The 14,447-nt window shown below is 39.9% G+C and carries 15 protein-coding genes and 1 other annotated feature; of the genes, 1 reads left to right on the top strand and 14 read right to left on the bottom strand.

Annotated elements, in window-relative coordinates; all coding sequences use genetic code 11:
- The 13 genes from RWM06_RS05445 to mecA form a co-directional block, all read right to left on the bottom strand.
- On the bottom strand, positions 1 to 157 hold a 157-nt coding region (locus RWM06_RS05445), incomplete at its 3' end, for a zeta toxin family protein (RefSeq protein ID WP_313970385.1).
- Positions 157 to 633, bottom strand: coding sequence for a type II toxin-antitoxin system antitoxin PezA (gene pezA / locus RWM06_RS05440; protein WP_261041198.1), 477 nt, complete (start codon positions 631 to 633; stop codon positions 157 to 159). The genes RWM06_RS05445 and pezA, both read right to left, overlap by 1 nt.
- A 151-nt stretch (positions 634 to 784) precedes the next feature.
- Positions 785 to 1,012, bottom strand: coding sequence for a hypothetical protein (locus RWM06_RS05435; protein WP_313970384.1), 228 nt, complete (start codon positions 1,010 to 1,012; stop codon positions 785 to 787).
- A 564-nt stretch (positions 1,013 to 1,576) separates the two neighbouring features.
- A complete protein-coding gene (gene rplL / locus RWM06_RS05430; protein ID WP_001196965.1) occupies positions 1,577 to 1,945 on the bottom strand; it encodes a 50S ribosomal protein L7/L12 in 369 nt (122 codons plus the stop codon).
- Positions 1,946 to 2,019: 74 nt separating this feature from the next.
- The gene (gene rplJ / locus RWM06_RS05425) at positions 2,020 to 2,520 is read right to left on the bottom strand and encodes a 50S ribosomal protein L10 (RefSeq protein ID WP_313970383.1); all 501 of its coding nucleotides are present in this window, start codon (positions 2,518 to 2,520) and stop codon (positions 2,020 to 2,022) included.
- Between the two features lie 38 nt (positions 2,521 to 2,558).
- Positions 2,559 to 2,694: a sequence feature (ribosomal protein L10 leader region), on the bottom strand.
- A gap of 76 nt (positions 2,695 to 2,770) precedes the next feature.
- Complete coding sequence (locus tag RWM06_RS05420; RefSeq protein WP_313970382.1) at positions 2,771 to 4,030, bottom strand: TRZ/ATZ family protein; 1,260 nt, start codon at positions 4,028 to 4,030, stop codon at positions 2,771 to 2,773.
- Between the two features lie 114 nt (positions 4,031 to 4,144).
- Entirely contained in the window at positions 4,145 to 5,893 is a 1,749-nt protein-coding gene (locus RWM06_RS05415) for an ABC transporter ATP-binding protein (RefSeq protein ID WP_313970381.1), read from the bottom strand.
- A gap of 1 nt (position 5,894) precedes the next feature.
- Complete coding sequence (locus RWM06_RS05410) at positions 5,895 to 7,619, bottom strand: ABC transporter ATP-binding protein (RefSeq protein ID WP_313970380.1); 1,725 nt, start codon at positions 7,617 to 7,619, stop codon at positions 5,895 to 5,897.
- Positions 7,620 to 7,679: 60 nt separating this feature from the next.
- On the bottom strand, positions 7,680 to 8,618 hold the full coding sequence (gene msrB, locus RWM06_RS05405) for a peptide-methionine (R)-S-oxide reductase MsrB (protein ID WP_313970379.1): 939 nt from the start codon (positions 8,616 to 8,618) through the stop codon (positions 7,680 to 7,682).
- Between the two features lie 60 nt (positions 8,619 to 8,678).
- Positions 8,679 to 8,801: a hypothetical protein gene (locus tag RWM06_RS05400; RefSeq protein ID WP_014017284.1), complete on the bottom strand. Its 123-nt coding sequence runs from the start codon at positions 8,799 to 8,801 to the stop codon at positions 8,679 to 8,681.
- 75 nt (positions 8,802 to 8,876) lie between these two features.
- Entirely contained in the window at positions 8,877 to 9,746 is an 870-nt protein-coding gene (gene thrB, locus RWM06_RS05395; protein ID WP_313970378.1) for a homoserine kinase, read from the bottom strand.
- A gap of 1 nt (position 9,747) precedes the next feature.
- Positions 9,748 to 11,034, bottom strand: coding sequence for a homoserine dehydrogenase (locus RWM06_RS05390; RefSeq protein ID WP_125423491.1), 1,287 nt, complete (start codon positions 11,032 to 11,034; stop codon positions 9,748 to 9,750).
- 151 nt (positions 11,035 to 11,185) lie between these two features.
- Positions 11,186 to 11,923 (bottom strand): adaptor protein MecA, encoded by a 738-nt coding sequence (mecA, locus tag RWM06_RS05385; RefSeq protein ID WP_313970377.1) that lies wholly within the window; start codon positions 11,921 to 11,923, stop codon positions 11,186 to 11,188.
- Positions 11,924 to 12,047: 124 nt separating this feature from the next.
- Between mecA and RWM06_RS05380 the strand changes: the two genes are divergently transcribed.
- The gene (locus tag RWM06_RS05380) at positions 12,048 to 13,526 is read left to right on the top strand and encodes an oligosaccharide flippase family protein (RefSeq protein ID WP_313970376.1); all 1,479 of its coding nucleotides are present in this window, start codon (positions 12,048 to 12,050) and stop codon (positions 13,524 to 13,526) included.
- A 96-nt stretch (positions 13,527 to 13,622) separates the two neighbouring features.
- On the opposite strand, the gene RWM06_RS05375 is transcribed toward RWM06_RS05380, so the two are convergent.
- Entirely contained in the window at positions 13,623 to 14,435 is an 813-nt protein-coding gene (locus tag RWM06_RS05375) for a LicD family protein (RefSeq protein ID WP_313970375.1), read from the bottom strand.
- Positions 14,436 to 14,447: the final 12 nt, after the last annotated feature.

Here is a 14,447-nt window from a genome sequence, read left to right as displayed (position 1 = left end):
GTTTAATACGATGAATTGTAGTCTTTCCAGCACCACTTTGCCCTCCAAGCAAAATTGCTACAGGTTGCTTACTGGACTTTTTTCCTCTTGTCAGAGAACGAAGATTCCGTGCTAAAGCATGTTTGAATTCACTATCAGTATAATCTTGGATTTCCATTAGGCTACCATCCGCTTTTCAGATATCTCTAACATACGTTCGATTCCATCCAAATAGCCGCTATATCTCTCTATTTCATCAAAAGTTTCTACTAGATAGATATTCGTATGAATCAAATCAGATAGATCATCACTCATTAAAATCCAGGGATTAGATTCATCATCAATGCCAATTCCCTGACTATCTTGATAACGATAGAGTCGAGATAATAGATTAGCACCTCTTTCTTTGACAATTTCAATTTTTAAAGTCAATTCATAATCTTCAACAGGATTGAGCATTTTATCTTCTCCAACAATATCGACATAAGAGACATTAAATTTCTGACAAATGATGTCTATTAGTTCTGTAGAGACTGAACTAGTTCCATTTTCATAACGACTCAGACTATTTCGTGAAATACCTACAATCCGTGCAAATTCGGGTTGGGTTAAGTCATGTGTTTTGCGTAAGGATTTTATGTTTTTTCCAATCATGGGAAACTCCTTTATTTTTATAATTCAATTATAGCATAAAAAAGTAAAACGCACCAAAAATGGTGCGTTATTCTTGTTTTTCTAGCCTAAACTTTACTTCTAAAAAAGCCACCTTAAAGAGTAATTCCTTTTTCGGTGGCTTTTCAAAATACTATACATTAAAATACTCTTGTTTAATTTTTGTAAGCAAATTGTTAGCAACAGAAGTTACACCAACATGCATCAGTTCAGAATCAGAATAATCTAGATTACGAGCATAGCCTTCTGCAACAGTCTGAGCAATATGCTCATCCAATTTATAATTAGAGGCTTTTAATAGTGCTTGAAATAATTCTGAACTATATAGTTTAATATTATTTTCCAATGATACTACTTCCATTTTTGTAACTCCTCTCCTGTTTTTGATTGATAAACCTTCTTTATTTTAAGATTGGTTGTGAATGTATAATTGTTTAAAAGAATAGGGGTTTCTAAACTCAGCAAGCATTTCTTCTTTTGTAATTTCATTCTGACGAAAACGAGCTAAAGCTTGGGTTGGATTGGATTGTCATCAGTCTGAACACCATAGATAAAATCAAAATGGTGTTGTAATTCATCTGGATTTTCCCGATTTTGAAAGACAAATTCCGCAAAATCTAAATCTGACTCTGATTTTTTATGTTTTGCAAAATAATGACAACGATAGTCAGGATTCTTAAAAATTTCTACAAAATTTGAAATACGAAATTCTAATATAATTAGAATTTATACATAGCTTACTTCTGGTCATTTAAAACGAGCCCTGCTCTCCAAAATAATTTTATTAAAAAGAAAAACCCTGCCAAATTAATTTTTGGTAGGGTTTTTGGTAGGAAACTAAATTAATTTATCAGTTTCTAAAATGTGTTCACGATTCTAAAAGGCTGATACTATAGTATTCCGAATTCTAATTGGTATATGCCTCTTATTTAAGAGTAACTGAAGCTCCAGCTTCTTCCAATTTAGCTTTGATTTCTTCAGCTTCTGCAGTTGCAACGCCTTCTTTAACAAGTGCTGGTGCACCGTCAACAAGTTCTTTAGCTTCTTTAAGACCAAGACCTGTGATTTCACGTACAACTTTGATAACGCCAACTTTTTTGTCGCCTGCAGATGTCAATTCAACGTCGAATGAATCTTTAGCAGCACCAGCGTCAGCAGCACCAGCTGCAGCAACAGCTACAGGAGCAGCTGCAGTTACACCAAATTCTTCTTCGATAGCTTTTACAAGGTCGTTCAATTCAAGGATTGAAGCTTCTTTAATTTCAGCAATAATGTTTTCAATGTTCAATGCCATTGTTATTTCCTCCAAATAAGTTTTAAATTTTATAATAGTTTTTTCGTAGCTAGGCTACGCTGCGTAGCTTAAGATTAAGCTGCGTCTTCTTTGCTTTCTGCAACCGCTTTGACTGCAAGAGCAACGTTGCGCACTGGCGCTTGAAGTACAGAAAGGAGCATAGAAAGAAGTCCTTCGCGGTTTGGAAGAGTTGCAAGTGCAAGAATCTCTTCTTTAGATGCGACAGCGCCTTCGATTGCACCACCTTTGATTTCAAGTGCTTCAGCGTTTTTAGAAAAGTCGTTCAAGATTTTCGCTGGTGCGATAACATCTTCGTTAGAAAATGCTACTGCAGATGGTCCAACAAATACAGATGCAAGATCTTCAAGACCAGCTTTTTCAGCTGCACGACGTAAGATTGAGTTTTTAATGACTTTATACTCAACTTCGCTTCCACGAAGCTCACGACGAAGAACTGTATCTTGCTCAACTGTCAAACCACGAGCGTCTACAACGACGATAGCTGCAGCAGCTTTCATTTTTTCAGCTACTACGTCAACTAGTTCCGCTTTTTTAGCAATAATTGCTTCACTCATTAGTGTGTTCACCTCCGTTATTATTTTGCTTGGGGAATTTTTCCAAAAGAAAAACGCGCCCAAACCTAGACACGAAAGTACAATACGCTTCTTTTTACATGATACGTTTTGTCCTCGGTAGGATACTTATGAGTCGAGCTCCCCTACTGTCTTAGGCAGTTTTTTCAAACCGTATATAAGTATAGCATAGTCAAAAAAAGAATGCAAGATTTTTGCAAACTTTTTTTAAAATTTTTTCGTGATTTTTCTTCTAAAGTTCTACTGTCAGGACTTGACCTTGCTTAACAACCTGTTCTCCAGCAATATAAACATCATCAACATCACTGGACTTGACAGCATAGACTAGGTGAGAGAGCATATTCCCCTTAGGTTGGAGATGGATTTTGCCTTGTGGTTGAATAACAAGAAAATCTGCCTGCTTGCCAACTTCCAGACTTCCTATTTCATTTTCCATTCCAAGAACCTTAGCACCTTCTATCGTTAGAGCTTTGAGGGCTGTTTCGATTGGAAACTGGCTGGCATCTCCACTCTTCATTTTCTGTAAGAGAGCTGCTGTTCGTCCTTCCTCAAACATATCAAGGTTGTTGTTGGAAGCAACTGAATCTGTCGCAATTCCCACAGCCACTCCTGCTTTTTGAAGTTGGATGATTGGAGCAATCCCTGAGGCCAGTTTGAGATTGCTGATAGGGTTGTGGGCAATAGCCACTTGAGAGGATGCCAAGCGCTCAATTTCTCGCTCGTTTAATTCGACCCCGTGAGCAAAGACGGACGGATGATCTAAGTAACCCAGTTCTTCTAGAAAAACAAGGGGGCGTTTGCCGTAGCGTTTCAGGATAATTCCCGATTCTTCCTTGGTCTCCGCCACATGGATATGGATGGGAATGTCTAGCTCTTTTGCCATTCCCAAGCTCTCTTCCAGCAAATCTTTACTACAGCTGTAGGGAGAATGTGGGGCTACCATTACCATGAAATTTGGATTTTCATATCCTAAGATTTCCTCGATGATGGCCCGTGTTCTTGCAATGGTCTCAGCAGTTGTTTCTGCCCCTGAAGAAAAGAGGGTCGGCGAGAAATAACAACGCATCTTGGAATCTTTCACTGCCTGATAAATCCGTTCAATATCCACACCATTGGGATTATACATATCATTAAAGGTTGTTGTTCCTGACTGGAGCATCTCTGTCAGAGCTTCTTTGACCGCCTTGGTAGTCATGTCAGGAGTAAATCCTGCTTCTGCTGGCCAGATATAGTCATTGAGCCATTCATGGAGATTGCTATCATCTCGAATTCCTCTCAAGCCTGTCATAGCAGAATGGGTGTGACAATTGACCAAACCAGGCATAATCCAGGCTCCCTGATAGTCTATAATCTGCTCAGCTTGCTCTAAAATCTCTGACTTCTCTTGACCAACATAGACGATTTGAGAATCCTTAACTGCTAAGATTCCATTCAGATAAACATGGAAATCTTGGTCACAAGTCACGATATTTACATGCTGATAGACTTTCATTCTAGGCTCCTTTTCTAAAAGACAATTTACAGTGAATAATTTTTCTAGCTATTGTAACAAAAAAGTCACCCGAAGGCAACTTTTTTCGTTCATAAGATTTCAAAATAGAAAGGCTTATTCAGAGCTAAAAGTTGCAGCTTGCTGCATTTGGTAATACTTGCCCTTTCTAGTAATGAGATTCTGATGGTTACCATACTCAACAATGTCGCCATCCACCAAGACAAGAATCAAATCCGCATCCTGAATGGTTGACAAACGGTGAGCAATGATAAAGCTTGTGCGCCCCTTCATGAGTTTAGCAAAGGCATCCTGAACTAGCACTTCTGTCCGTGTATCGATGGAAGAAGTCGCCTCGTCTAAGATAAGAATCTTTGGAATAGCCAGAAAAACTCGGGCAATGGTCAAGAGCTGGGCTTGACCGACAGAGAGAGATTCTCCAGCATTTTCCAACTTGGTATCGTATCCCTGTGGCAACTGTTGGATGAAAAAGTCTGCATTGGCTGCTTTGGCAGCAGCAATCACCTGCTCCCGACTAGCATCAGGATTTCCAAAGGCAATATTGTCATGAATGGTCCCTTGCTTGAGCCAGGTTTCTTGGAGTACCATGCCAAACTGTTGTCGTAAAGAGGCACGACTATAATCATAAATAGATCTCCCATCCAGCAAGATATCTCCAGTGTTAATGGAATAAAAACGCATAAGGAGATTAATAAGAGTTGACTTGCCAGCACCTGTCGGACCAACGATAGCGACCTTGCTACCAGCTGGAATATCAATAGATAAATCCTTAATCAAAATCTTTTCAGGATGGTAGCCAAAAGAAACATGTTTAAAGGAAATAGCTCCCTTAACCTGGTCACTGGTCAAGACTTCCTTGCCTGTTTCAGCCACCTCAGGACTTTCTAAGACTCCATAGACACGCTCTGCGCAAGCAAGAGCACTTTGCAACTCGGCTAGCACTGAAGAAATATCGTTAAAGGGCTTGGTATACTGCTGAACATAGTTCAAAAAAGTCACTAAGCGTCCAATGGTCAAGGTAGAGCCTATCATGATACGATAAGCTCCCACTCCAGCTAGAAGGGCATAAATAAGCGCATTTACAAAGCGAGTCGAAGGATTAACCGTTGATGAATAAAAGATGGCTGACTGAGAATAACCTGCATAGTTATCATTGGCATCGTGCAGTCTTTGGATAAACTCTTCCTGAGCATTGAAGGACTGGATAATGGTCTGTTGGCTCAACGATTCTTCAATCAACTGTGTCTGAACTCCCCTCGTCTCTGTTTGCTTCTGGAAGAGATGATAAGATCGCTTGGCAATAAAGCGTGATATTACCATAGACAGTGGCGTCAACAACAAGACCAAGAGAGTCATGAGGAGATGAATCTGAAGCATGGCTAGAATACTAACTAAAATCATCAAGACTCCAATGAAAAATTGGTTAAAAATCATGGTCAAGCCAGCTGCCAACTGTTCTATGTCCGTGGTTACACGACTGACCATCTCCCCACTTCCTTGTCGATCGACAAAAGCAATCGGTAAACGATGGAGCTTATGGATGATTCGCTCTCGTAAGTCTCTGGTATAAGAGAAAATTAGACGATTATAGAGGAGAGGATTGGCCCATTGAACTAGTGTATTTCCTATGACCACCAATACCATCTGAATGAAAATTTGCCAAAAAACTAGCGAAGACTCAGCCACTAGAACCTGGTCGATGACCTGCCCAATCAGAATAGGTAGGTAGATTGATAAGGCAACCTGGGCAATGGTTCCTAGAAAGGCTAGGAAAAGGAGGAAAGGATGACTTGATAAATCTTTGGCCAAACGTGTGAGTGTTTGATTTGCAGTTTGTCGTCTCATGCTAGTACTCCTTTCCATGTTGGGATGCATTGATTTCGCGATAAACTTGACTGGATTTCATCAAGTCCTCATGCTTGCCGATAGCTAAGAGCTCACCTTTTTCCAAGAGGAGAATCTGGTCAGCCATCTGTAAAGTTGAGGTTCGTTGAGAAATCAAGATTAAGCTCGTGTCTGGCAAATTTTCTCGGATAGCTTTCAAGAGCTTGGACTCGGTAATGGTGTCGAGGGCCGAGGTTGCATCATCTAGGATGAGAAATGGAGCTTGGCGCAAGACTGCACGTGCGATAGACAGCCTTTGTTTTTGTCCACCTGAGAAATTTCGTCCTCCTGCCTCAACTAGAGCATCCAAGAGTCCTTCCTTTTCACTGACAAAATCCTTAGCTTGCGCAATCTCCAAGGCCTGCCAGAGTTCTTGGTCAGTTACTTCTTGATTGAAACCCAGCGTCAAGTTGGAACAAATAGTTCCTTTAAAGAGCTCGACTTTTTGGGGCACATAGGCAATCCAAGACCGCCACTGCTCCAAATTAAGAGGACTAGATCCATCTCGATAAAGGTAAATGCTCCCCTTGTCTGCTGGATAAAGTCCAAGGATGAGTTGTACTAAGCTTGATTTACCAGAACCTGTTCCCCCAATGATACCAAGGATTTGCCCTTGCTCCATATCAAAGGAAATATCTCTCAGAGAAGGTTGGGCCGCATCAGGATAGGTAAAGGTCAGTTCTTGAACTTGTAAAACCTGATCACTGGTAGCTTGCTTTTGTTCTAATTCTGAATGGATGTCTTCTGGAGCTTCGGCAAAGACTTCCTCAATTCGCTTAGCTGAGATATAGGACTGGTTGAGGGAGTTTATCAGCATGGCTAGCTTGACCAATTCCACCAAAATTTGCAAGAGGTAATTGATAAGGGCAATGAGAGCACCTTGACTGAGCAGGCCTCCTTGAATAGAAATATAGCCTTGCCAGATAATAATAAGGAGGGTTCCATTAACAATCAGATAAGTCAGAGGCGTTAATAAACTAGACCAGAAACCTGTCTTTTCTTGCAATCTGGCATAGACTTGGTTAAGGGTTTGAAAAATTTGTAACTCTCGTTTTTCTTGCCCAAAAGCACGAATAACCCGCATCCCTTGTAATTGCTGGCGTGTTTCCTGAACCAGTTGGTCCGTTTTCTTTCTCAGACTGCTGTAGAGAGGATTGACCAGCCGAGAAAGGCCTACAATGACAATGGTCAAAATGACAACCATGACCAAGAACCAGAAAGTCAGCTCAGCTGAGATGCGATAAGCCATAAAAATGGCACCAAAAACGATAATAGGCGCTCGCAAAAAGAGACGCAGGAATTGATTGATACCAGTCTGAATCTGGTAGGTATCCGAAGTCAAGCGAGTCACCAAGCTAGAAGTGGTCAAACGGTTTCTGCTGTCCTTTGGTAAAGACAGAATATGACGATAGAGGTCGTTTGTCAATTCTTTGGCAAATCCAACCGCAGCCTTGGCTGAGTAAAACTGAGCTACCAAGGCCACTACAACGCCAATCACTGCAAAGATAAGGAGCAGACCAATCTGCATCCAGAGATGACCTTGATTTTTCTGGGGCAAGGATTGGTCAACAATCCCAGCAATCACCATAGGAACCAAGAGCTCAAACACAGCTTCTAGTAACTTGAACAAGGGTGCTAAAATTGATTCCTTGATGTAAGGTTTGAAGTAAGATAATAGGTGTTTCATAAATCCCTTTTATGCGTATTCTGGAAATGAAGAAAGTGGGAAGCACCCACCATCTCTGATTTATTTGTTTAAGTAAGGTAGTAGATAGCCATATCCTGCTTCTTCCATCTCATCCTTGGTTACAAAGCGCAAGGATGCAGAATTAATACAGTAACGGAGGCCACCAAACTCACGCGGTCCATCTGTGAAAACATGACCCAAGTGAGCATTTCCTGACCGAGAACGAACCTCGATTCGCTCCATTCCATGACTGAGATCCTTGTAATAATGAATCAACTCTTTGGAAATCGGACGGCTAAAACTTGGCCAACCACAACCTGAGGCAAACTTATCCTTGGCAAAAAAGAGTGGCTCACCCGTCGTGATGTCTACATAAATCCCTTCTTCAAAGATTTGGTCATAGGCATTGGTAAATGGAGCCTCTGTAGCAGCTTCTTGGGTAACACGATAGGACTCTTCGGTTAAGCTTTCCTTTAACACCTCTTGACTAGGCTTTTCATAGTTAGAGGCATCAATCAATGGCTTATCAGCATCGGTCACATCGATATGACAGTAACCTGAAGGATTCTTCTTAAGATAGTCTTGGTGGTAATCTTCAGCCAGAATGTAGTGGCGAAGTTGCTCCACTTCCACTGCAATCTTTCGCCCCAGCATGCGCTCCTGCTCCTGCACCACTGTGTAGATAGCTGGCAAGTCTGCTTCATCCTGGTAATATATACCAGTCCGATACTGACGTCCACGGTCATTTCCTTGTTGATTGACTGATAATGGATCAATAACACGGAAATAATAAAGTAAAATCTCTCTGAGTGATACTGTCTTCTCATCATAAATCACTTGAACCGTTTCTGCATGGTCTGTTTCCTTGAGCAACTGGTAATTGGTCGTTTCGACTTGACCATTAGCGTAGCCAACACTGGTTGCTAGTGCTCCAGAAATGCGTGAAAAATATTCCTCTAGGCCCCAAAAACAACCACCTGCTAGATAAATTTCTGCCATCTTTATTTCTCCTTTATCAAGTTTTTAACTAATACTCTTCGAAAATCTCTTCAAACCACGTCAGCTTACATCTGCAACCTCAAAACAGTATTTTGAGCTAACTTCGTCAGTTCTATCCACAACCTCAAAACACTGTTTTGAGCAGCCTGCGGCTAGCTTCCTAGTTTGCTCTTTGATTTTCATTGAGTATAAACTTCTTTTCAAAAAAAGGATAGGAAGCCCTCTGGTCGAGAGTTTCCCCATCCTATCATCTATTCTTTATTTTGCTTCGACACGGACACCTTGGGTATCAACCTTCAAGTCATGAAGTTTTCCTTTGAAGGGTTGCTTTTCCAATTCTGCCTTAATCGCCGGCATCTTGTCATGAGAAGCCAAAACCATAACTGTCGGCCCAGCACCAGAGAGGTAGGTTGCATAGGCACCATTTTCTTTGGCCACTTGCTTAATCGTCGCAAATTCTCTCACCAAGTCCTGACGGTAGCGCTCGTGGAAGAGGTCTCCCTCGATTGCTTGACCAGCTGTCACCATATCTCCTGCCAACAAGGCAGCAACCGCCACATTGGCAATAGAACTAGCCGAAACAGCTTCCTTGTAAGACAATTTCTTAGGCAAGACACCACGGCTGTCTCGAGTGCGCAATTCATAGTTTGGAATGTAGGCTAGGAAATCACACTCTGGGAAGTCTGCTACGATAGCTGAAACTTGTCCATCAACAGAGCTCGCAACAACGAGATTACCATAAATGGCTGGAGCCACATTGTCAGGATGTCCTTCAATCTTAGTCGCTAACTGCAATTTTTCATGGTCTGACAAGTTGAGCTGGCCCAGTTGGTTGGCTAGTTCAATTCCAGCAACAATAACCGAGCTAGAAGAACCCAAACCACGCGCCAAAGGAACATCACTGGTCATTTTCAAACGTCTTGGGTGCAAGTCTGGTACAATTTGCAGGGCAATTTTGAGCAAGAGATTACGCTCATCATGTGGAATCCATTTGCCAATCTGGTGTTCAATCAACCACTCTTCTCGTTCCTCGCAGACCTCAATTTGAAGATACTTGGTTACAGCTACACCGACCGAGTCAAAACCTGGCCCGATATTGGCACTGGTTGCAGGTACAATAATCTTCATCTTATTCTCCTAGCACCTTGAAGGTATTCAAGAGGTCGAATTCTGAAACCTTCTTCAATTCAGCTGAGACATTTTCAAGTTGAGATTTATTAATCTTGTGTGTAATAATCACAACACGCGCCTTGTCACCCTCTTTTCCGTCTTGGAGGATTTGCTTGAAGGAAATATCTTGAGCATTAAAAATTTCAGCCAACTTCAAGACCTGACCTTTTGAGTCTGGTGCCAAGATTGAGAAGTAGTAGTTTGCTTTAACATCCTCAGGATTTGCCAAGACCAAGTCACGGCTGTATTCGTTGAAATCTTTTCCAATTGTTCCATCATTCAAGCGACGAACGATACGAACAATATCAGCTACAACACTTGTTGCAGTTGGTTTTTGACCCGCACCTGGTCCGTAGTACATAGACTCACCAATACCAATAGATTCTACAAAGACAGCGTTCATTACGCCATTCACACTGGCAAGTGGGTGCGCTTTAGGAAGGAAGGTTGGAGTCACTTCTGCAGCAATTCCTGAAGGAGTTTCCTCGATAGAGCCAACCAATTTCACTACATAACCAAGCTCTTGAGCTACAGCTACATCTTCTGGTGTGATGTTGCGGATTCCCTTGTGGGCTACATCGTCAAATGCAACCTTCATACCAAAAGCAAATTGGCTCAAAATAACCATCTTGTAGGCTGCATCAATCCCATCCACGTCATTTGTCGGATCGCTTTCTGCAAATCCTAGACGTTGCGCTTCCGCAAGAGCATCATCGTAAGACCAGCCTTCTTCCACCATCTTGGTCATCATGAAGTTGGAAGTTCCGTTAACCACTCCAAGCACGCGCGTGACTTTATCAGAAGCCAAAGAATTTGCTAAAGTACGGAGAATTGGAATACCACCAGCTACTGCTGCTTCGTAGTAAAGTGCTACCTTATTATCTTGAGCGATTTCTAACAATTCTGCACCATGGACAGCCAAAAGGTCCTTGTTAGCAGTAACAACGTGTTTCCCAGCTTCCAAGGCACGAGTGATAAAGGTTTTAGCTGGTTCGATACGCCCCATCAATTCCACTACGATGGTAATATCTTGGTCTGATAAAATGTCATCCACATTGGTTACAAAGTTAAAGTCATTCCCTGCTGCAAGCAAGCGATTCTTTTCATCTTCATCCTTGACCAATACCTTAGCAACTTCAATCTCTGAATGTGCTGATTGATTGATTTTTTCTCCATTTTCCTTTAGGAGGAAAGGCACGCCACTTGCAACGGTACCAAATCCTAGTAAAGCAATTTTAACTGTCATGTTTGTCTCCTCGAAATTTTCTAATATAGCCATTATAACAGAATTTTGTGAAAATTCCTATTATAGTAAATCACTATTTCAGTCTAAAAAAGAAAAAACGAATCAGATGATTCGCTCTTCCTAAAATCTAGAAATAATTTTCCAGAAATGATTATCCAATCTTTTGTAGATTAATCACCGCATCGTGATTCATCAAGACTTGGCCATACTCTTGTAAGACTGAACGACTGATATCACTATCGTCTGCAAACTCGCGCATACGAGCCAACAGCCAAGCTGGATATGGACTTGGATGATTTTCAATATCCACTAAAATAGTCAAATAATAGCGCTCATTCATCTTGTAGAGTTCAGAAGTTTCCATATCAAAAGTCACTGTCTTAGCAAAAGTAACCAAGTCAGCCAACTTAGCAAAAGAAAGGATGTAATAGATGTAAGGTTCTTTCTTGCTCTCAGCTTCTTGTTGTTCCTGCTCCTGCTCTTCTTCCCTGGCTTCTACTTGCTCTAGAGATTGAATCGCTTCGATATCATCCTTAGTCTTTTCTGCAATGCTCTTTTCCAAGGTTTTGATAAATTCATCTGGCGACATTTGAGCCAATTCTTCCATATCTGGTAAATCCGATAAGTCTTCAAAATCTAGATTTTGATCAATCTTTGATTTGGTTACAAAGACATCGACCTTATCAGGTTTTGGAGTCACACGGAAGCTCAACATACCTGTATCCAGAAAGCTATCAGGCATCTCTAACTCATCCAAGATAGCATAAAAGAACTCTTCTGTTTTTTCTTGAGGAACAAGAAAGTCAGCAATCTCCATGCCACGATCCATCAAATCCTCTAAAGACATCGTGATTTTTAAAGTTGTATCACTAATTTGTTTCATTTTCATTGCTAGTAACCTCATACTTTCAGTTCTATCTATTATACTAGATTTTTACGATTTTATCAAAAGAATGAAGCGAGAATGTGATATAATACTAGAGACCATTTTACAATACAAGAAAGAAAGTACAATGAAAAATATAAAAGTTAATGCACTGGCTAGCTTACTAGTCAATGTTCTCAATATCGTTTTTCCTCTGATAACCAATCCTTATCTGACGCGGATTCTCAGCAAATCCAACTACGGTTATTTCAATACTGCCAATACCTGGGCTAGCTTTGTCATTCCTTTAGCCGCCTTCGGAATCTACAACTACGGAATTCGAGCTATCAGTAAGGTCAAGGATGATAAAAATAAAATCAACTATGTTTTCTCTAAATTATTCTATATCTCCATTATTACATCTGTTCTAACAACAAGTATCTATTTCCTATTTATTTACCTGGATAATAGTATTGAAAATTTAAAAGAACTCTACTATATACTTGGTGTCCAAGCTCTCTTCCAATTCCTTTATATCGAGTGGATGAACGAGGCTTATGAAAATTATGCTTTTATCTTATACAAAACCTTGCTTATTCGTATTGCTATGTTGGTCGCTATCTTCACCTTTGTAAAAACTCCAAATGATATCGTACCTTATGCAATTATCATGAGTGCAACAACCATCCTCAACTACCTGCTCAGTTTTCTTTGGATCAAGAGAGAAGTTTCCTTTGTCAAGATTGGTCTTGTCGAATTAGTCAAAGCATCTAAACCACTCTTGACCATGTTGCTTCTAGCTAATGCCAATATGCTCTACACCTTACTTGATAGAATGTTTATCACCAAAGGACCTGATGAAAACTACATTTCTTATTACACCATTGCTTCTAGCATCGTTATGTTGATTGCCAGTGTCCTGAGTGGAGCTATCAACGTCAGTATTCCACGTCTCGGCTACTATCTCGGTAAGAAAGACTACGAATCTTATAAAAATCTTCTGAACCAAGGAGCCGCCCTCTTTTATTTCCTTATCATTCCAACCAGTATTGGGATTATGGTATTAGGAAACTACGCAGCAGTTATCTACTCTTCTGAAAAATACCTTGAAGCTGGTATTGTGACTAGTGTCTTCGCTTTTCGGACTATCATTTGGGCCATCGAGTTAATCCTTGGTAAACAAATTATCTTCATCAACGACCACGAAAATCGTTTAACAGCCTTTTACTTTATTGGTGGTGGAGCTAATATCCTACTCAACAGTCTCTTGTATTTCAATAATATTTTTGCACCAGAGTACTACATTGCTACTACTATTATTGCAGAAACTGTAGTTGTTCTACTGGAAATTTACTTTATCAAGAAACATCATCTGCTTGACTTAAAAGAAATCTTTACTACTTTAACACGCTATACTATTGTATCGCTCGGATTCATTCCAATCTATTTTGCGTTTAAATTCCTTTTCCAAATCAACTCTTATACAGTCAACCTCAATATGATACTAATGGTACTCTCTACTGTAACAGCTTGTGGAATCTACTATCTCTTGATACTTTTTATCACAAAAGATAAAACATTCCATTATGCACTCAATCTTGCTCTTGCTAAGATTAAAAGAAATTAAAAAAATCACCTACCTATCTAAAACAAGGAATATTCCAGTAGATAGGTAGGTGATTTATTTTATCGAATTATCAAATCAAAGCAACTTGCTCATAAATTAATCAATCCAGTAATTTTTATCAGTTCCTGGATTTTGATTTTCAATAGGTGGAGGAGTCATATAGTCTTCACCAAACTCGTAAACCAAAATCTCATGAAATTTTCTAGGAACCTTCACAAGAATATTCTCATATGGCATTTCAATTGTATCATATAACCACTCTTTCTTAATTCCGCTTGGATAGTAAGAGTCATAGGTAATACATGCAAGATCTGTAGCCTGCTCAACATCATATTGCAAAGCTAACTTCTCCAATTTTTCATTCCATTTCTGTGGAGAAGTCAGTCTGAAAATTGCAGATGCAAAATAACGTGGTAAATTCTTGACACCTCCATTATCTATTTTGACTCCTTTAAAATTCAGAGACGAAAGTCTAATAAATTGTTTATAAAGTCTCATCTTTTTTCTATCACGTTCATCTGTAACAACTCCATCGTATGGAAAAATGTCAACACAAGTACCTAGAACAACCGACTTATCTAAAAGATTAGCATCTCTTCTTGTCCTCACATCATAAACTCTCATATATGTATAAGGGTAGCCTTTTGTTTCTCTATATGAAATTAATCTGTAGTAGGGATGTTTTTCATTTTTTAATATCTCATAGAGCTTTTCAAATTCATCTCGAGCCAAAGAAATATCGGTATCATCATCCCAAGGAATAAAACCTTTATGGCGTACAGCTCCTAGCAAGGTTCCAAAATCAATAAAATACTTGATTTCATGTTCCTCACACAATTCATGCAAATAGTTTAAAATATCTAATTCAATTTGTTTAATTTCTTCAAGAGTCAAAATTTTCTCTGACATCTATTATTCACT

Source organism: uncultured Streptococcus sp., from assembly GCF_963516575.1.
Lineage (GTDB): Bacteria > Bacillota > Bacilli > Lactobacillales > Streptococcaceae > Streptococcus.
This window is presented reverse-complemented; position numbering and strand designations above follow the sequence as displayed.

Bases quoted from the DNA above. Each gene is read 5' to 3' on its own strand.
- pezA (WP_261041198.1), bottom strand. From the start codon at position 633: ATGATTGGAAAAAACATAAAATCCTTACGCAAAACACATGACTTAACC.
- RWM06_RS05435 (WP_313970384.1), bottom strand. From the start codon at position 1,012: ATGGAAGTAGTATCATTGGAAAATAATATTAAACTATATAGTTCAGAA.
- rplL (WP_001196965.1), bottom strand. From the start codon at position 1,945: ATGGCATTGAACATTGAAAACATTATTGCTGAAATTAAAGAAGCTTCA.
- rplJ (WP_313970383.1), bottom strand. From the start codon at position 2,520: ATGAGTGAAGCAATTATTGCTAAAAAAGCGGAACTAGTTGACGTAGTA.
- RWM06_RS05420 (WP_313970382.1), bottom strand. From the start codon at position 4,030: ATGAAAGTCTATCAGCATGTAAATATCGTGACTTGTGACCAAGATTTC.
- RWM06_RS05415 (WP_313970381.1), bottom strand. From the start codon at position 5,893: ATGAGACGACAAACTGCAAATCAAACACTCACACGTTTGGCCAAAGAT.
- RWM06_RS05410 (WP_313970380.1), bottom strand. From the start codon at position 7,619: ATGAAACACCTATTATCTTACTTCAAACCTTACATCAAGGAATCAATT.
- msrB (WP_313970379.1), bottom strand. From the start codon at position 8,618: ATGGCAGAAATTTATCTAGCAGGTGGTTGTTTTTGGGGCCTAGAGGAA.
- RWM06_RS05400 (WP_014017284.1), bottom strand. From the start codon at position 8,801: ATGAAAATCAAAGAGCAAACTAGGAAGCTAGCCGCAGGCTGCTCAAAA.
- thrB (WP_313970378.1), bottom strand. From the start codon at position 9,746: ATGAAGATTATTGTACCTGCAACCAGTGCCAATATCGGGCCAGGTTTT.
- RWM06_RS05390 (WP_125423491.1), bottom strand. From the start codon at position 11,034: ATGACAGTTAAAATTGCTTTACTAGGATTTGGTACCGTTGCAAGTGGC.
- mecA (WP_313970377.1), bottom strand. From the start codon at position 11,923: ATGAAAATGAAACAAATTAGTGATACAACTTTAAAAATCACGATGTCT.
- RWM06_RS05380 (WP_313970376.1), top strand. From the start codon at position 12,048: ATGAAAAATATAAAAGTTAATGCACTGGCTAGCTTACTAGTCAATGTT.
- RWM06_RS05375 (WP_313970375.1), bottom strand. From the start codon at position 14,435: ATGTCAGAGAAAATTTTGACTCTTGAAGAAATTAAACAAATTGAATTA.